Here is a 14,468-nt window from a genome sequence, read left to right as displayed (position 1 = left end):
GCCGCTGACCAAAGAGTCACGACGGTTGACCGCTCTAGACAGTAGCCTTCAGCCAGAAAGCAGGACTATTACAATAGTCCAAACGCTTGACGCTCGACTGATGCAACCCAACATCACCGCGAAGAAACCTCGACATTTCGCTCATGGATGACTTTGAACGAACGCGCTCCACCCGGCGCATCTCGAGTTTCTGCGCACGCTTTCAGCAAAGAAGAGAGTTAATCCGAATATGCCCACCCGCTCGAAGATCATCTACACCTTCACCGACGAAGCTCCAGCCCTCGCCACCTATTCACTGTTGCCTATCGTAGAGGCCTTCACCGCTTCCGCTGATATTGCCGTTGAAACCCGCGACATCTCCCTCGCAGGGCGCATCCTCGCAAGCTTCCCCGAGCAACTGGGCACCAAGGCTATCCCGGACCACCTCGCCGAACTGGGCGACCTGGCCGTAACCCCTGAAGCCAACATCATCAAGCTGCCTAACATCAGTGCCTCGACCCCGCAGCTGCAAGCCGCGATCAAGGAACTGCAGGCCCAGGGCTACGCCCTGCCGGACTACCCGGAAACCGTAACCACCGACGCGGAAAAAGAAACCCGTGCACGTTACGACAAGGTCAAGGGCAGCGCCGTGAACCCGGTACTGCGCGAAGGCAACTCCGACCGCCGCGCGCCGCTGTCAGTCAAGAACTACGCACGCAAGCACCCGCACAAGATGGGCGCCTGGGCTGCCGACTCCAAGTCGCACATTGCCCACATGAGCAATGGTGACTTCTACGGCAGCGAAAAAGCCGTACAGATCGAAGCCGCCGATGCTGTCAAAATTGCGCTGGTTGCCCAGGACGGCACCACCACCGTCCTGAAAGAAAAGACCAGCGTCCAGGCCGGCGAGATCATCGACACCGCCGTGTTGAGCAAGAAAGCGCTGCGCAGCTTTATCGCCGCTGAAATCGAGGACGCCAAGAAGCAAGGCGTGCTGCTGTCGGTTCACCTCAAAGCCACCATGATGAAGGTCTCCGACCCGATCATGTTCGGCCAGATCGTTGCCGAGTTCTATAAAGATGCCCTGGCCAAGCACGCTACCGTGCTTGAGCAGATCGGCTTCAACCTGAACAACGGCATCGGCGACCTGTATGCCCGCATCAAGGCCCTGCCGGCCGACCAGCAAGCGCAGATCGAAGCCGACATCCAGGCCGTCTACGCCGCTCGTCCTGCCCTGGCGATGGTCAACTCCGACAAAGGCATCACCAACCTGCACGTGCCGAGCGACGTGATCGTCGACGCCTCGATGCCAGCCATGATCCGTGACTCCGGCAAGATGTGGGGCACCGACGGCCAGTTGCACGACACCAAGGCTGTGATCCCGGATCGCTGCTACGCCACCATCTACCAGGCGGTCATCGAAGACTGCAAGGCCAATGGCGCCTTCGACCCGACCACCATGGGCAGCGTGCCAAACGTTGGCCTGATGGCCAAGAAAGCCGAAGAGTACGGCTCCCACGACAAGACCTTCCAGATCAAGGCTGACGGCGTTGTTCGCGTCACCGACAGCCAGGGCAACCTGCTGATGGAACAGAAAGTCGAGGCCGGCGACATCTTCCGCATGTGCCAGACCAAAGACGCGCCGATCCAGGACTGGGTCAAGCTCGCCGTCAACCGTGCCCGCGCCAGCAACACCCCGGCCATTTTCTGGCTGGACCCCAAGCGCGCTCACGATGGCGTGGTGGTCGAGAAAGTTCAGGCGTACCTGAAAGACCACAACACCGAAGGCCTGGACATCCGCATCATGGCCCCGGTCGATGCGATGAAGTTCACCCTGGAGCGCACCCGCAAGGGCCTGGACACCATTTCGGTGACCGGCAACGTGCTGCGCGACTACCTGACCGACCTGTTCCCGATCATGGAACTGGGCACCAGCGCCAAGATGCTGTCGATCGTGCCGCTGATGAACGGCGGCGGCCTGTTCGAAACCGGCGCTGGCGGTTCGGCTCCCAAGCACGTTCAGCAGCTGCTGGAAGAAAACTTCCTGCGTTGGGACTCCCTGGGCGAGTTCCTGGCCCTGGCCGCTTCCCTTGAGCACCTGGGCGTGACCTACAACAACCCCAAAGCCTTGGTACTGTCCAAGACCCTGGACCAGGCTACCGGCCAGTTCCTGGACAACAACAAGTCGCCATCGCGCAAAGTCGGCAACATCGACAACCGCGGCAGCCACTTCTACCTGGCGCTGTACTGGTCCCAAGCCCTGGCCGCCCAGACCGAAGACGCTGCACTGCAAGCGCAGTTCGGCGAACTGGCAAAAACCCTGGCTGAGAACGAAGCAACCATCGTTGCCGAGCTCAACGCGGTACAGGGCAAGCCCGTGGACATCGGCGGCTACTACGCGCCGAACCCCGAGCTGACCAGCAAGGCCATGCGCCCAAGCAACACCCTCAATGCGGCGATTGCCAAGTTGAAGTAAGGTTGTAAGGATGCAAAGAAGCCCCGGCCCAGTGCCGGGGTTTCTGTTTGTAGGGACTTCATTGAAGAAACCCAATCAAATGTGGGAGCTGGCTTGCCTGCGATTACAGTCTGTCAGTTCATACAGGTGCAGCTGACCCACCGCCATCACAGGCAAGCCAGCTCCCACATTGACCGAGTCACCTTCCCGATACCGAGGTTTGCAATGACCTGGCTCCCCCACATCACCGTCGCCACCATCGTCGAAGACAACGGCCGCTTCCTGATGGTTGAAGAACTCAAGGGCGGCCGCGCCGTGCTCAACCAGCCCGCCGGCCACCTGGACCCGAACGAAACCCTCACCGAGGCCGCGGTGCGTGAAACCCTCGAAGAAACCGGCTGGGATGTCGAGCCCACTGGCATCGTCGGCATTTACCTGTACACCGCACCGAGCAATGGCGTGACCTATCAGCGCGTATGCTTTATCGCCAAGGCGCTGAAACATCACCCGGACTATCAACTCGACGAAGGCATCCTGCGCGCCCGCTGGCTGACCCGTGACGAGCTGATGACCGTGCGCGATGACTGGCGCAGCGAGCTGATCATCCGCTGTATCGATGATTATCTGGCCGGCCACCGGCACAGTCTCGAATTGATCCGCCCTTCTCTTTAGCCTTAGCGGCTCGGGCCTGATAGAATCGCGTCCTTTTTCAAGACACCCGTTGAAACCCTATGCGTGATCCAGCCCCTTCTGACACACAAAAGAAGCGCGTCATCGTCGGTATGTCCGGCGGCGTGGATTCTTCCGTTTCCGCCGTTCTGCTCATGGAGCAGGGTTATGAGGTGGAAGGCCTGTTCATGAAGAACTGGGAAGAAGACGATGGAACCGAATACTGCACCGCCATGGACGACCTGGCGGACGCCCAGGCCGTGTGCGACAGGATCGGCATCAAGCTGCACACTGCCAACTTCGCCGCCGAGTACTGGGACAACGTGTTCGAGCACTTCCTGGCCGAATACAAGGCCGGCCGCACGCCGAACCCGGACATCCTGTGCAACCGCGAAATCAAGTTCAAGGCGTTCCTCGATTACGCCATGATGCTTGGCGCCGACCTGATTGCCACGGGCCACTACGTGCGCCGTCGCGATATCGATGGCCGCACCGAATTGCTCAAGGGCCTGGACCCGAACAAGGACCAGAGCTACTTCCTGCACGCCGTCGGCGGTGAACAGATTGCCAAGACCCTGTTCCCGGTCGGCGAACTGGAAAAGCCCGAAGTGCGCAAGATCGCCGAGCAACACGGCCTGGCCACCGCCAAGAAGAAAGACTCCACCGGGATCTGCTTTATCGGCGAGCGCCGCTTCAGCGATTTCCTCAAGCAGTACCTGCCGGCGCAGCCGGGCGAGATCAAGACCACTGACGGCGAAGTGATCGGCCGTCACCATGGCCTGATGTACCACACCATTGGCCAGCGCCAGGGCCTGGGCATCGGCGGCCTGAAAGACGCAGGTGAAGAGCCTTGGTACGTGCTGGTCAAGGATCTGGAAAACAACGTGCTTGTGGTCGGCCAGGGCAACGAACATCCGCTGCTGTTCTCCGGCGCCCTGCTCGCTTCCGAGATCTACTGGGTCAACCCGATCGACCTGAGCACGCCACGCCGCCTGACCGCCAAAGTGCGCTATCGCCAGAGCGACCAGCCGTGCACCCTGGAAAAAACCGCCACAGGTTACCGCGCGACCTTCGACGACCCGCAACGTGCGGTCACCCCAGGCCAATCCGTGGTGTTCTACGACGGCGAAATCTGCCTGGGCGGCGGCGTGATTGAAGTTGCGCAAGCCTGGAGCCATCCGGCATGAGCCCGACCCAGGAGCAATTGACGGCGCTTGGCGGGGTATTCCTGGCCGCCGTACTGGTGGACAAGATCGCCAAGACCGGCCAGGTCACCGAGGCAGGCCTGACCTGTATGCTCGGCAGCCTGCTGATCCGCGACCCCAAGGACACTCTGGAAGTCTACGGTGGCGACGACCTGGCCCTGCGTGAAGGTTATCGCGCCCTGATCGGCGCCCTCGAACGCGACCCAAGCACCCTGCAGCGCGAGCCGTTGCGCTACGCCCTGTCGATGCTCGGCCTGGAACGGCAGCTAGCCAAGCGCGACGACCTGCTGGAAACCATCGGCAAGCGCCTGCCGCAAATCCAGTCCCAGGTTGAGCACTTCGGCCCGGCCCACGAGAACGTAATCGCGGCCTGCGGGGCGCTTTACCAGGACACCTTGAGCACCTTGCGCCAGCGCATCCAGGTGCACGGCGACATGCGCAACCTGCAGCAACCCAATAACGCCTCGAAGATCCGCGCGTTGCTCCTGGCCGGCATTCGTTCGGCGCGGTTGTGGCGGCAGTTGGGCGGACATCGCTGGCAACTGGTGATCAGCCGACGCAAATTGCTCAAAGAGCTTTACCCGTTGATGCGCAACGAATAAGTCGCATCGGCAGGCCATTTTCAAGCCGTTACGCGTAATACGCCGGTCAGTTGGCAACGGACCGGCGGATTTTTTCATGTATGATACGCGCCCCATTTCGTTGCCCGACTGTCCGAGAACACCCCATGCAGCTCTCTTCGCTCACTGCGGTTTCCCCTGTTGACGGCCGCTACGCCGGCAAAACCCAGGCCCTGCGCCCTATTTTCAGCGAATACGGTTTGATCCGTGCGCGTGTACTGGTTGAAGTGCGCTGGCTCCAGCGCCTGGCCGCTCACCCTGCCATCGGCGAAGTGCCGGCGTTTTCCGCCGAGGCCAACGCTGTATTGAACACCCTGGCGGAAAACTTCTCCCTGGAGCACGCCGAGCGTGTGAAAGAGATCGAGCGCACCACCAACCACGACGTCAAAGCCATCGAGTACCTGCTCAAAGAGCAAGCGGCCAAGCTGCCGGAACTGGCCCAGGTCAGCGAATTCATCCACTTTGCCTGCACCAGCGAGGACATCAACAACCTGTCCCACGCCCTGATGCTGCGCGAAGGCCGCGATGACGTCATGCTGCCCCTGATGCGCCAGACCGCCAACGCTATCCGTGAACTGGCGATCCGTTTCGCTGATGTGCCGATGCTCTCGCGCACCCATGGCCAGCCAGCGTCGCCGACCACCCTGGGCAAAGAGTTGGCCAACGTGGTGTACCGCCTGGAGCGCCAGATCGCTCAAGTGGCCGCCGTGCCATTGCTGGGCAAGATCAACGGCGCCGTGGGCAACTACAACGCCCACCTGTCGGCCTACCCCGAGATCGACTGGGAAGCCAACGCCCGCGCCTTCATCGAAGACGAACTGGGCCTGGGCTTCAACCCTTACACCACGCAGATCGAACCCCACGACTACATTGCCGAGCTGTTCGACGCGATTGCGCGCTTCAACACCATCCTGATCGACTTCGATCGCGATATCTGGGGCTACATCTCCCTGGGCTACTTCAAGCAGCGCACCATTGCCGGTGAAATCGGCTCGTCGACCATGCCGCACAAGGTCAACCCGATCGACTTCGAGAACTCCGAAGGCAACCTCGGCATCGCCAACGCGCTGTTCCAGCACCTGGCCAGCAAGTTGCCGATCTCTCGCTGGCAGCGCGACCTGACCGACTCCACCGTACTGCGCAACCTCGGTGTAGGCTTTGCCCACAGCGTGATCGCGTACGAAGCCAGCCTCAAAGGCATCAGCAAGCTTGAGCTCAACGAGCAGAAAATCGCCGCTGACCTGGCTGCATGCTGGGAAGTCCTGGCCGAGCCGATCCAGACCGTGATGCGTCGCTACAACATCGAAAACCCGTACGAAAAACTCAAAGAACTGACACGCGGCAAGGGGATCACCTCTGAAGCGCTGCAGACTTTCATCGACGGCCTGGACATGCCAGCTGCCGCCAAGGCCGAGCTGAAACTGCTGACCCCGGCCAACTACATCGGTAACGCTGTAGAGCAAGCCAAGCGCATCTGATTACCGCAAGACCCTTGAGACGCCCGGCCGCGCCGGGCGTTTTTATTCCAGTCTTAAAAGTGCTTTTTTTCAATAGGTTACACATGAATCCTGATATCCCTCTTCAACTTCTGGGCGGCATCACGGCACGGGAATTCCTGCGCGACTACTGGCAGAAGAAACCCCTGCTGATCCGTCAGGCCATCCCTGACTTCGAAAGCCCGATCGACGCCGACGAACTGGCAGGCCTGGCCCTGGAAGAAGAAGTCGAATCGCGCCTGGTGATCGAACACGGCGAGCGCCCGTGGGAACTGCGTCGCGGCCCATTCGCCGAAGATGCCTTCAGCGCCCTGCCAGAGCGTGAGTGGACCCTGCTGGTGCAGGCGGTCGACCAGTTCGTGCCGGAAGTCGCCGAACTGCTGGAGCACTTCCGTTTCCTGCCAAGCTGGCGTATCGACGATGTGATGATCAGCTTCGCCGCGCCCGGCGGCAGCGTCGGTCCGCACTTCGATAACTACGATGTGTTCCTGCTGCAAGCCCAGGGCAAGCGCAACTGGAAGATCGGCCAGATGTGCAGCTCCGAAAGCCCGCTGCTGCAACACGCTGACCTGCGCATCCTCGCCGAATTCGAAGAAAGCGCCGAATGGGTGCTGGAGCCAGGCGACATGCTCTACCTGCCACCGCGCCTGGCGCACTTCGGCATTGCCGAAGACGATTGCATGACCTACTCGGTGGGTTTCCGCGCCCCGAGCGCCGCCGAAGTGCTGACCCACTTCACCGACTTCCTCAGCCAGTACCTGACTGACGAAGAGCGCTACACCGACGCCGACGCCCAGCCGGTCAGCGACCCACACCAGATTCAGGTCGACGCTCTGGATCGCCTCAAGGGTCTGCTGGCTGAGCACATGAGCGACGAGCGCATGTTGCTGACCTGGTTCGGCCAGTTCATGACCGAGCCGCGCTACCCGGAACTGGTCGCTGGTGAAGAGCTGGGCGAAGAAGACTTCATCAACAGCCTGCAAGATGGCGCGATTTTGGTACGCAACCCAAGCGCGCGCCTGGCCTGGTCTGAAGTCGACGACGATGTATTGCTGTTCGCCAGCGGCCAGAGCCGTTACCTGCCCGGCAAGCTGCGTGAACTGCTGAAGCTGGTGTGCTCGGCCGACGCACTGCACAGCGAAAACCTCAGCGTATGGCTGGCCGACGAAGACGGCCGCGACCTGCTGTGCGAACTGGTCAAGCAAGGCAGCCTGGGGTTCGCGGATGAATAAGATTCACGTAAGTGTCGCGGACTGGCGAAAGGATATCGACGAGATTCGGCGCATTCGTGAAGCGGTATTTATCGCCGAGCAATCGGTTCCAGCCGAGCTCGAGTGGGATGCGGACGACGCTGGCGCCATGCATTTCCTCGCATTCGAAGGCGACTTTCCGATTGGTACCGCACGCCTGCTGCCCAGCGGCGAGATTGGTCGCGTGTCGGTGCTCAAGGACTGGCGCGGGCTGAAGGTGGGCGACAAGCTGATGGAAGCGGTGATTGGAGTGGCTGAAAAGCGCGGCCAGACCCGGCAGTTCCTCAGTGCGCAGGTGTATGCGGCGCCGTTTTATGAGCGGTTGGGTTTCAAGATCGTCAGCGATGAGTTTCTTGAAGTCGGGATTCCGCATGTGGATATGGTGCGCGGGGGCTGACTCAAGACCGAGTCGCCTATATCGGGAGCAAGCCCCCTCCCACATTTGACTGAGTCCATCCTTTGAAATGCGGTCAAAATGTGGGAGGGGGCTTGCTCCCGATAGCCATATCAGCAACACCTCAAAATGCCCTGCCTGCCAGGGCATTTTGCCGTCTACGATTCAACTTGCGCCCCGCCAGGCCGACAAACTGGCACTATCAAGCCAAATGACTCGCAGAGATAACGGACATGTCCCTACGCACCCTGCTCACCGCCCTGCTCCTGACCGCCAGTGTTTCGGCCATGGCTGCCACCGAGGTCGTCAACCTGAGCAACCGCACCAGCGCCGACCTACTGCCCGTGGCGCAGAACTTCATCGGCAAGGACGGCACCGTCAGCGCCTACGGCAACCAGCTTATCGTTAACGCCGACCCTGCGAAGATCGAGGGCTTGCGTACCCTGCTCTCCCAACTGGACACGCCGGCCAAGCGCCTGCTGATCACCGTCGACACCAACGAAACCAACCAGCAGAACAGCGGCGACAGCCAGACCCGCATCATCAGCTATGGCACCGTCAGCCGCGATGGCGGCATCCAGCAGATCCAGGCCAGCGAAGGCGTGCCGGCGCTTATTCAGATCGGCCAGAGCGTACCGCTGACCACCACGCACCAGGATGGCTATGGCCGCCTGCAGAACCAGACCCAGTATCGCAACGTCACCCAGGGCTTTTACGTCACCGCCAGCGTCACCGGCGAGACCGTACACCTGGCTATCAGTACCAACCGTGACCGTATGAGCCAGGAACGTCCTGATGTAGTGAACGTGCAGAGCACCGACACAACCGTCAGCGGACGCTTGGGCGAATGGATTACCCTGGCAGGCATCAATGGCGAAACCCAGGCCGACAAATCTTCTACAACCCGCAGCTACTCTACTCAGGGCCGCGATGACCTGACGGTGCGGGTCAAGGTCGATACCCTGAACTGAAGCACCAAAAACTGACTGGCGAGTCGTATTAGACCAAAGATGTAGTGCCTTGAAAAAAGCACTACAAAACATTTGACGATCCAAAAAAGCATGGGCATGATGGCCTCGCTCCCGCTAATCAGGGGCCCTGGCAAGGGCCTTCGGATCGCCGCTCCAAGTTACCCACCTGAGCCGATTCGTGTCTGTACCGCCCACAAGGCACGTTGGACGAGGTTGCGACTGGAACGAAGTTGTCCCGAGGGACGGAAGCTAACCAGGTAACCCGGCTACGCACTGATGAATCGTACAAAGGCCCACGACGCCCGAAGACCGTTTGCAGTTTGCCCTTACCTGCTCAACTCCGCCTTGAGCCAATCGTTCATCCCGTCGCCTACCCCGCCGAACTTGACTTGAACACCCAAGCTTCTGGTCAGCGAGCAGCCATCACCACGCACTTTCTACGTGGCTGGCAAATGGAATTTTCCACCTAGACCTATGCGACGAGGTTTTTCCCCATGGCACTGACACGCGAACAGCAAATTGCAGCCCTTGAAAAAGATTGGGCTGAAAACCCACGCTGGAAAGGCGTGACCCGCGCTTATTCCGCTGCTGACGTCGTCCGCCTGCGTGGCTCGGTCCAACCTGAGCACACCTTTGCAAAACTCGGCGCCGAGAAGCTGTGGAACCTGGTCACCCAAGGTGCCAAGCCGTCCTTCCGTCCCGACAAAGATTTCGTCAACTGCATGGGCGCCCTCACTGGCGGCCAGGCAGTCCAACAGGTAAAAGCCGGTATCCAGGCGATCTACCTGTCCGGCTGGCAAGTGGCAGCGGACAACAACTCCGCTGAATCCATGTACCCCGACCAGTCGCTGTACCCGGTGGACTCGGTTCCAACCGTGGTCAAGCGCATCAACAACTCGTTCCGTCGTGCCGACCAGATCCAGTGGAAAGCCGGCAAGAACCCGGGTGACGAAGGCTACATCGACTACTTCGCGCCAATCGTGGCTGATGCCGAAGCCGGTTTCGGCGGCGTACTCAACGCCTACGAGCTGATGAAGAGCATGATCGAGGCAGGCGCTGCCGGCGTGCACTTCGAAGACCAGCTTGCGTCAGTGAAGAAATGCGGCCACATGGGCGGCAAGGTACTGGTACCGACCCAGGAAGCCGTACAGAAGCTGACCGCTGCGCGTTTGGCCGCTGACGTTGCCGGTACTCCGACCATCATCCTGGCCCGTACCGACGCCAACGCGGCAGACTTGCTGACCTCGGACTGCGACCCGTACGACCAGCCGTTCGTCACCGGCGAACGTACCCAGGAAGGCTTCTATAAAGTACGCGCCGGTCTCGACCAGGCGATTGCCCGCGGCCTGGCCTATGCCCCCTACGCCGACCTGATCTGGTGCGAAACCGCCAAGCCGGACCTGGACGAAGCCCGTCGTTTCGCCGAAGCGATCAAGAAGGAATACCCGGACCAACTGCTGTCCTACAACTGCTCGCCTTCCTTCAACTGGAAGAAGAACCTGGACGACGCGACTATCGCCAAGTTCCAGCGCGAGCTGTCGGCCATGGGCTACAAGCACCAGTTCATCACCCTGGCCGGTATTCACAACATGTGGCACAGCATGTTCAACCTGGCGCATGACTACGCCCGCAACGACATGACTGCCTACGTGAAGCTGCAGGAGCAGGAATTCGCTGACGCCGCCAAAGGCTACACCTTCGTGGCGCACCAGCAGGAAGTGGGTACCGGCTACTTCGACGACATGACCACCGTGATCCAGGGCGGCACCTCGTCCGTGACCGCACTGACCGGTTCGACCGAAGAAGAGCAGTTCCACTGATCCACTGAGTACACGGCCACTGCGGCCCCAGGGAAGACCTAACCGCAGTGCCGCACAACAATCACGCCCCGACTGGTTCGGGGCGTTTTTTTGCCTGAAAAAATCTGACTGACACAATGCAGAGCAGATGTGGGAGCTGGCTTGCCTGCGATGGCGGCGTGCCAGTCACCACATTCTTTTGCTGACACACCGCCATCGCGGGCAAGCCCGGCTCCCACAGAGACCGAGTCGGGTGCTTTTTGCGCAAAACATTGATCCAGAGCGGTATTCGCACACATCCAATCGGTTAAAAGAACCGTTGCGACAACTAAGCGACACTCAAGCAAGTAACGGCAACTTCCCCCGCCACATGAGAAACAATCGCTTAAACCCCACGCAAACAATATTCATTATCATTTGGCGCCTGAAAACTTCGTTACAGCTTAAACAAAACATAATTGATGAAAAGCCCGCTAATGCCCACGGCACAAGGGCTACAGCCCCAAGAAGGTGCACTATGTGCTTATTCCACCGAATAATTTCGCCCTGGGAATTTTACTTGCCCGGTGTTTAGCCATAAAATCACCGCGATTGATTGCAGTGCGACATATCGTCACTGCATCGTTACTTTTTCGAGCTCAGAGACCTTTGCTCTCTGTTAAGGATTTCCAGCATGACCGACGCGACAGGACTCATGGCCCACAACTGGGGCTTTGCCATTTTCCTCCTCGGTGTAGTGGGCCTCTGCGCCTTCATGCTTGGCGTCTCCAGCCTACTCGGGTCAAAAGCCTGGGGCCGCAGCAAAAACGAACCGTTCGAGTCCGGCATGCTACCTACAGGTGGCGCCCGCTTGCGGCTCTCAGCCAAATTCTATCTGGTCGCGATGCTCTTCGTGATCTTCGATATCGAAGCCCTCTTTCTCTTTGCATGGTCTGTGTCCGTCCGCGAAAGCGGCTGGACCGGATTCGTCGAAGCTCTCGTTTTCATAGCAATTCTGTTGGCAGGTCTTGTCTACCTGTTCCGAGTGGGCGCCCTTGACTGGGCTCCGGAAGCTCGTCGCAAGCGGCAGGCGAAGCTGAAACAATGAGGCTTTGGCAATGCAATACAATCTCACCAGGATCGACCCGGATGCTCCTAACGAGCAGTACCCCATCGGCGAACGGGAAACCGTTTCCGACCCGTTAGAAGACCAAGTCCACAAAAACATCTACATGGGCAAGCTGGAAGACGTGCTGAGTGGCGCGGTCAACTGGGGGCGTAAAAACTCCCTGTGGCCGTACAACTTCGGCCTTTCGTGCTGCTACGTGGAAATGACCACCGCCTTCACGGCGCCCCATGACATCGCCCGCTTTGGCGCCGAAGTTATCCGGGCATCACCGCGCCAGGCGGATTTCATGGTTATCGCCGGTACCTGCTTCATCAAGATGGCGCCGATCATCCAGCGTCTCTATGAGCAAATGCTCGAACCGAAGTGGGTCATCTCCATGGGTTCGTGCGCCAACTCCGGTGGCATGTACGACATCTACTCGGTCGTTCAAGGGGTGGACAAGTTCCTGCCCGTGGACGTCTACGTGCCTGGCTGCCCGCCCCGCCCCGAAGCATTCCTGCAAGGCTTGATGCTGTTGCAGGAATCGATTGGCAAGGAGCGTCGCCCACTGTCCTGGGTCGTCGGTGATCAAGGCGTGTACCGCGCCGAGATGCCGTCCCAAAAGGAACAGCGCCGCGAACAGCGAATCGCAGTCACCAACCTGCGCAGCCCCGACGAAGTCTGATCCAGCCCGCTTCTTTATATAGAACGAAAACCTGGCTTCATTCTTTACGTTGACCGAAAGCGATAAAAAACCATGACTACAGGCAGTGCTCTGTATATCCCGCCTTACAAGGCAGACGACCAGGATGTGGTTGTCGAACTCAATAACCGTTTTGGCCCTGACGCCTTCACCGCCCAGGCCACACGCACCGGTATGCCGGTGCTGTGGGTGGCGCGCGCCAGGCTCGTCGAAGTCCTGACCTTCCTGCGCAACCTGCCCAAGCCGTACGTCATGCTCTATGACCTGCATGGCGTGGACGAGCGACTGCGCACCAAGCGCCAGGGGCTGCCGAGCGGCGCCGATTTCACCGTCTTCTACCATTTGATGTCGCTGGAACGTAACAGTGACGTGATGATCAAGGTCGCCCTGAGCGAGGGCGACCTGAGCATCCCGACCGTCACCGGTATCTGGCCGAACGCCAGCTGGTACGAGCGTGAAGTCTGGGACATGTTCGGCATCGACTTCCCTGGCCACCCACACCTGACGCGCATCATGATGCCGCCGACCTGGGAAGGTCACCCACTGCGCAAGGACTTCCCTGCCCGCGCCACCGAATTCGACCCGTACAGCCTCAACCTCGCCAAGCAGCAGCTTGAAGAAGAAGCGGCGCGCTTCCGTCCGGAAGACTGGGGCATGAAACGCTCCGGCACCAACGAGGACTACATGTTCCTCAACCTGGGCCCGAACCACCCTTCGGCTCACGGTGCCTTCCGTATCATCCTGCAACTGGACGGCGAAGAAATCGTCGACTGCGTCCCGGACATCGGCTACCACCACCGTGGCGCCGAGAAGATGGCCGAGCGTCAGTCCTGGCACAGCTTCATCCCGTACACCGACCGTATCGACTACCTCGGCGGCGTGATGAACAACCTGCCGTACGTGCTCTCGGTCGAGAAGCTGGCCGGCATTAAAGTGCCGGACCGCGTCGACACCATCCGCATCATGATGGCCGAGTTCTTCCGCATCACCAGCCACCTGCTGTTCCTGGGTACCTATATCCAGGACGTCGGCGCCATGACCCCGGTGTTCTTCACTTTCACCGACCGTCAGCGCGCCTACAAGGTCATCGAAGCCATCACCGGTTTCCGCCTGCACCCGGCCTGGTACCGCATCGGCGGCGTGGCCCACGACCTGCCGAACGGCTGGGAGCGCCTGGTCAAGGAGTTCATCGACTGGATGCCCAAGCGTCTGGACGAGTACCAGAAAGCCGCGCTGGACAACAGCATCCTCAAGGGTCGTACCATCGGCGTCGCCCAGTACAACACCAAAGAGGCCCTGGAATGGGGCGTCACCGGTGCCGGCCTGCGTTCTACCGGTTGCGACTTCGACCTGCGCAAGGCGCGCCCGTACTCCGGCTACGAGAACTTCGAGTTCGAAGTACCGCTGGCGGCCAATGGCGATGCCTACGACCGTTGCATCGTGCGCGTCGAAGAAATGCGCCAGAGCCTGAAGATCATCGAGCAGTGCATGCGCAACATGCCGGCCGGCCCGTACAAGGCGGATCACCCGCTGACCACGCCGCCGCCCAAAGAGCGCACGCTGCAACACATCGAAACCCTGATCACGCACTTCCTGCAGGTTTCGTGGGGCCCGGTCATGCCGGCCAACGAATCCTTCCAGATGATCGAAGCGACCAAGGGTATCAACAGTTATTACCTGACGAGCGATGGCGGCACCATGAGCTACCGCACCCGGATTCGTACCCCAAGTTTTGCCCACTTGCAGCAGATCCCTTCGGTGATCAAAGGCGAGATGGTCGCGGACTTGATTGCGTACCTGGGTAGTATCGATTTCGTTATGGCCGACGTGGACCGCTAAG

At 60.0% G+C, this 14,468-nt stretch carries 12 protein-coding genes; all 12 read left to right on the top strand.

The genetic code is table 11. From position 1 onward, the window contains the following. The first annotated feature begins 229 nt into the window (after positions 1-229). The 12 genes from JH25_RS02010 (at position 230) to nuoC (ending at position 14,467) form a co-directional block, all read left to right on the top strand. Positions 230-2,455, top strand: coding sequence for an NADP-dependent isocitrate dehydrogenase (locus JH25_RS02010; protein WP_032880623.1), 2,226 nt, complete (start codon positions 230-232; stop codon positions 2,453-2,455). A gap of 204 nt (positions 2,456-2,659) precedes the next feature. Further along, on the top strand, positions 2,660-3,106 hold the full coding sequence (locus tag JH25_RS02015) for an NUDIX hydrolase (RefSeq protein WP_032880622.1): 447 nt from the start codon (positions 2,660-2,662) through the stop codon (positions 3,104-3,106). Between the two features lie 59 nt (positions 3,107-3,165). After that, on the top strand, positions 3,166-4,290 hold the full coding sequence (mnmA, locus tag JH25_RS02020; RefSeq protein ID WP_032880621.1) for a tRNA 2-thiouridine(34) synthase MnmA: 1,125 nt from the start codon (positions 3,166-3,168) through the stop codon (positions 4,288-4,290). Beyond that, entirely contained in the window at positions 4,287-4,910 is a 624-nt protein-coding gene (gene hflD / locus JH25_RS02025; RefSeq protein WP_017137510.1) for a high frequency lysogenization protein HflD, read from the top strand. The genes mnmA and hflD overlap by 4 nt, the downstream gene beginning before the upstream one ends. Before the next feature lie 125 nt (positions 4,911-5,035). Continuing rightward, positions 5,036-6,406 carry an adenylosuccinate lyase gene (purB, locus tag JH25_RS02030; protein WP_032880620.1) on the top strand — a complete coding sequence of 457 codons (1,371 nt, stop codon included), beginning with the start codon at positions 5,036-5,038 and terminating at the stop codon, positions 6,404-6,406. Between the two features lie 83 nt (positions 6,407-6,489). Beyond that, positions 6,490-7,656, top strand: a complete 1,167-nt coding sequence (locus JH25_RS02035) for a ribosomal protein uL16 3-hydroxylase (RefSeq protein WP_005789108.1) — start codon at positions 6,490-6,492, stop codon at positions 7,654-7,656. Beyond that, positions 7,649-8,071, top strand: a complete 423-nt coding sequence (locus JH25_RS02040; RefSeq protein WP_032880619.1) for a GNAT family N-acetyltransferase — start codon at positions 7,649-7,651, stop codon at positions 8,069-8,071. Before JH25_RS02035 ends, JH25_RS02040 begins: the two co-directional genes overlap by 8 nt. A 230-nt stretch (positions 8,072-8,301) precedes the next feature. Further along, entirely contained in the window at positions 8,302-9,039 is a 738-nt protein-coding gene (locus JH25_RS02045) for a secretin N-terminal domain-containing protein (protein WP_032880618.1), read from the top strand. A gap of 494 nt (positions 9,040-9,533) precedes the next feature. Next, positions 9,534-10,859 carry an isocitrate lyase gene (aceA, locus tag JH25_RS02050; protein WP_003174717.1) on the top strand — a complete coding sequence of 442 codons (1,326 nt, stop codon included), beginning with the start codon at positions 9,534-9,536 and terminating at the stop codon, positions 10,857-10,859. A 652-nt stretch (positions 10,860-11,511) separates the two neighbouring features. Next, positions 11,512-11,925 (top strand): NADH-quinone oxidoreductase subunit A, encoded by a 414-nt coding sequence (locus tag JH25_RS02055; RefSeq protein ID WP_003192109.1) that lies wholly within the window; start codon positions 11,512-11,514, stop codon positions 11,923-11,925. A 10-nt stretch (positions 11,926-11,935) separates the two neighbouring features. Then, the gene (locus JH25_RS02060; protein WP_003174719.1) at positions 11,936-12,610 is read left to right on the top strand and encodes a NuoB/complex I 20 kDa subunit family protein; all 675 of its coding nucleotides are present in this window, start codon (positions 11,936-11,938) and stop codon (positions 12,608-12,610) included. Positions 12,611-12,682: 72 nt separating this feature from the next. Beyond that, positions 12,683-14,467, top strand: coding sequence for an NADH-quinone oxidoreductase subunit C/D (gene nuoC, locus JH25_RS02065; RefSeq protein ID WP_032880617.1), 1,785 nt, complete (start codon positions 12,683-12,685; stop codon positions 14,465-14,467). Position 14,468: the final 1 nt, after the last annotated feature.

The sequence above is a fragment of the Pseudomonas sp. BRG-100 genome, from assembly GCF_000737955.1.
Taxonomy (GTDB): domain Bacteria; phylum Pseudomonadota; class Gammaproteobacteria; order Pseudomonadales; family Pseudomonadaceae; genus Aquipseudomonas; species Aquipseudomonas synxantha_A.
Note: the sequence above shows the minus strand (reverse complement) of the source record. Positions and strands in the feature narration are given on the sequence as shown.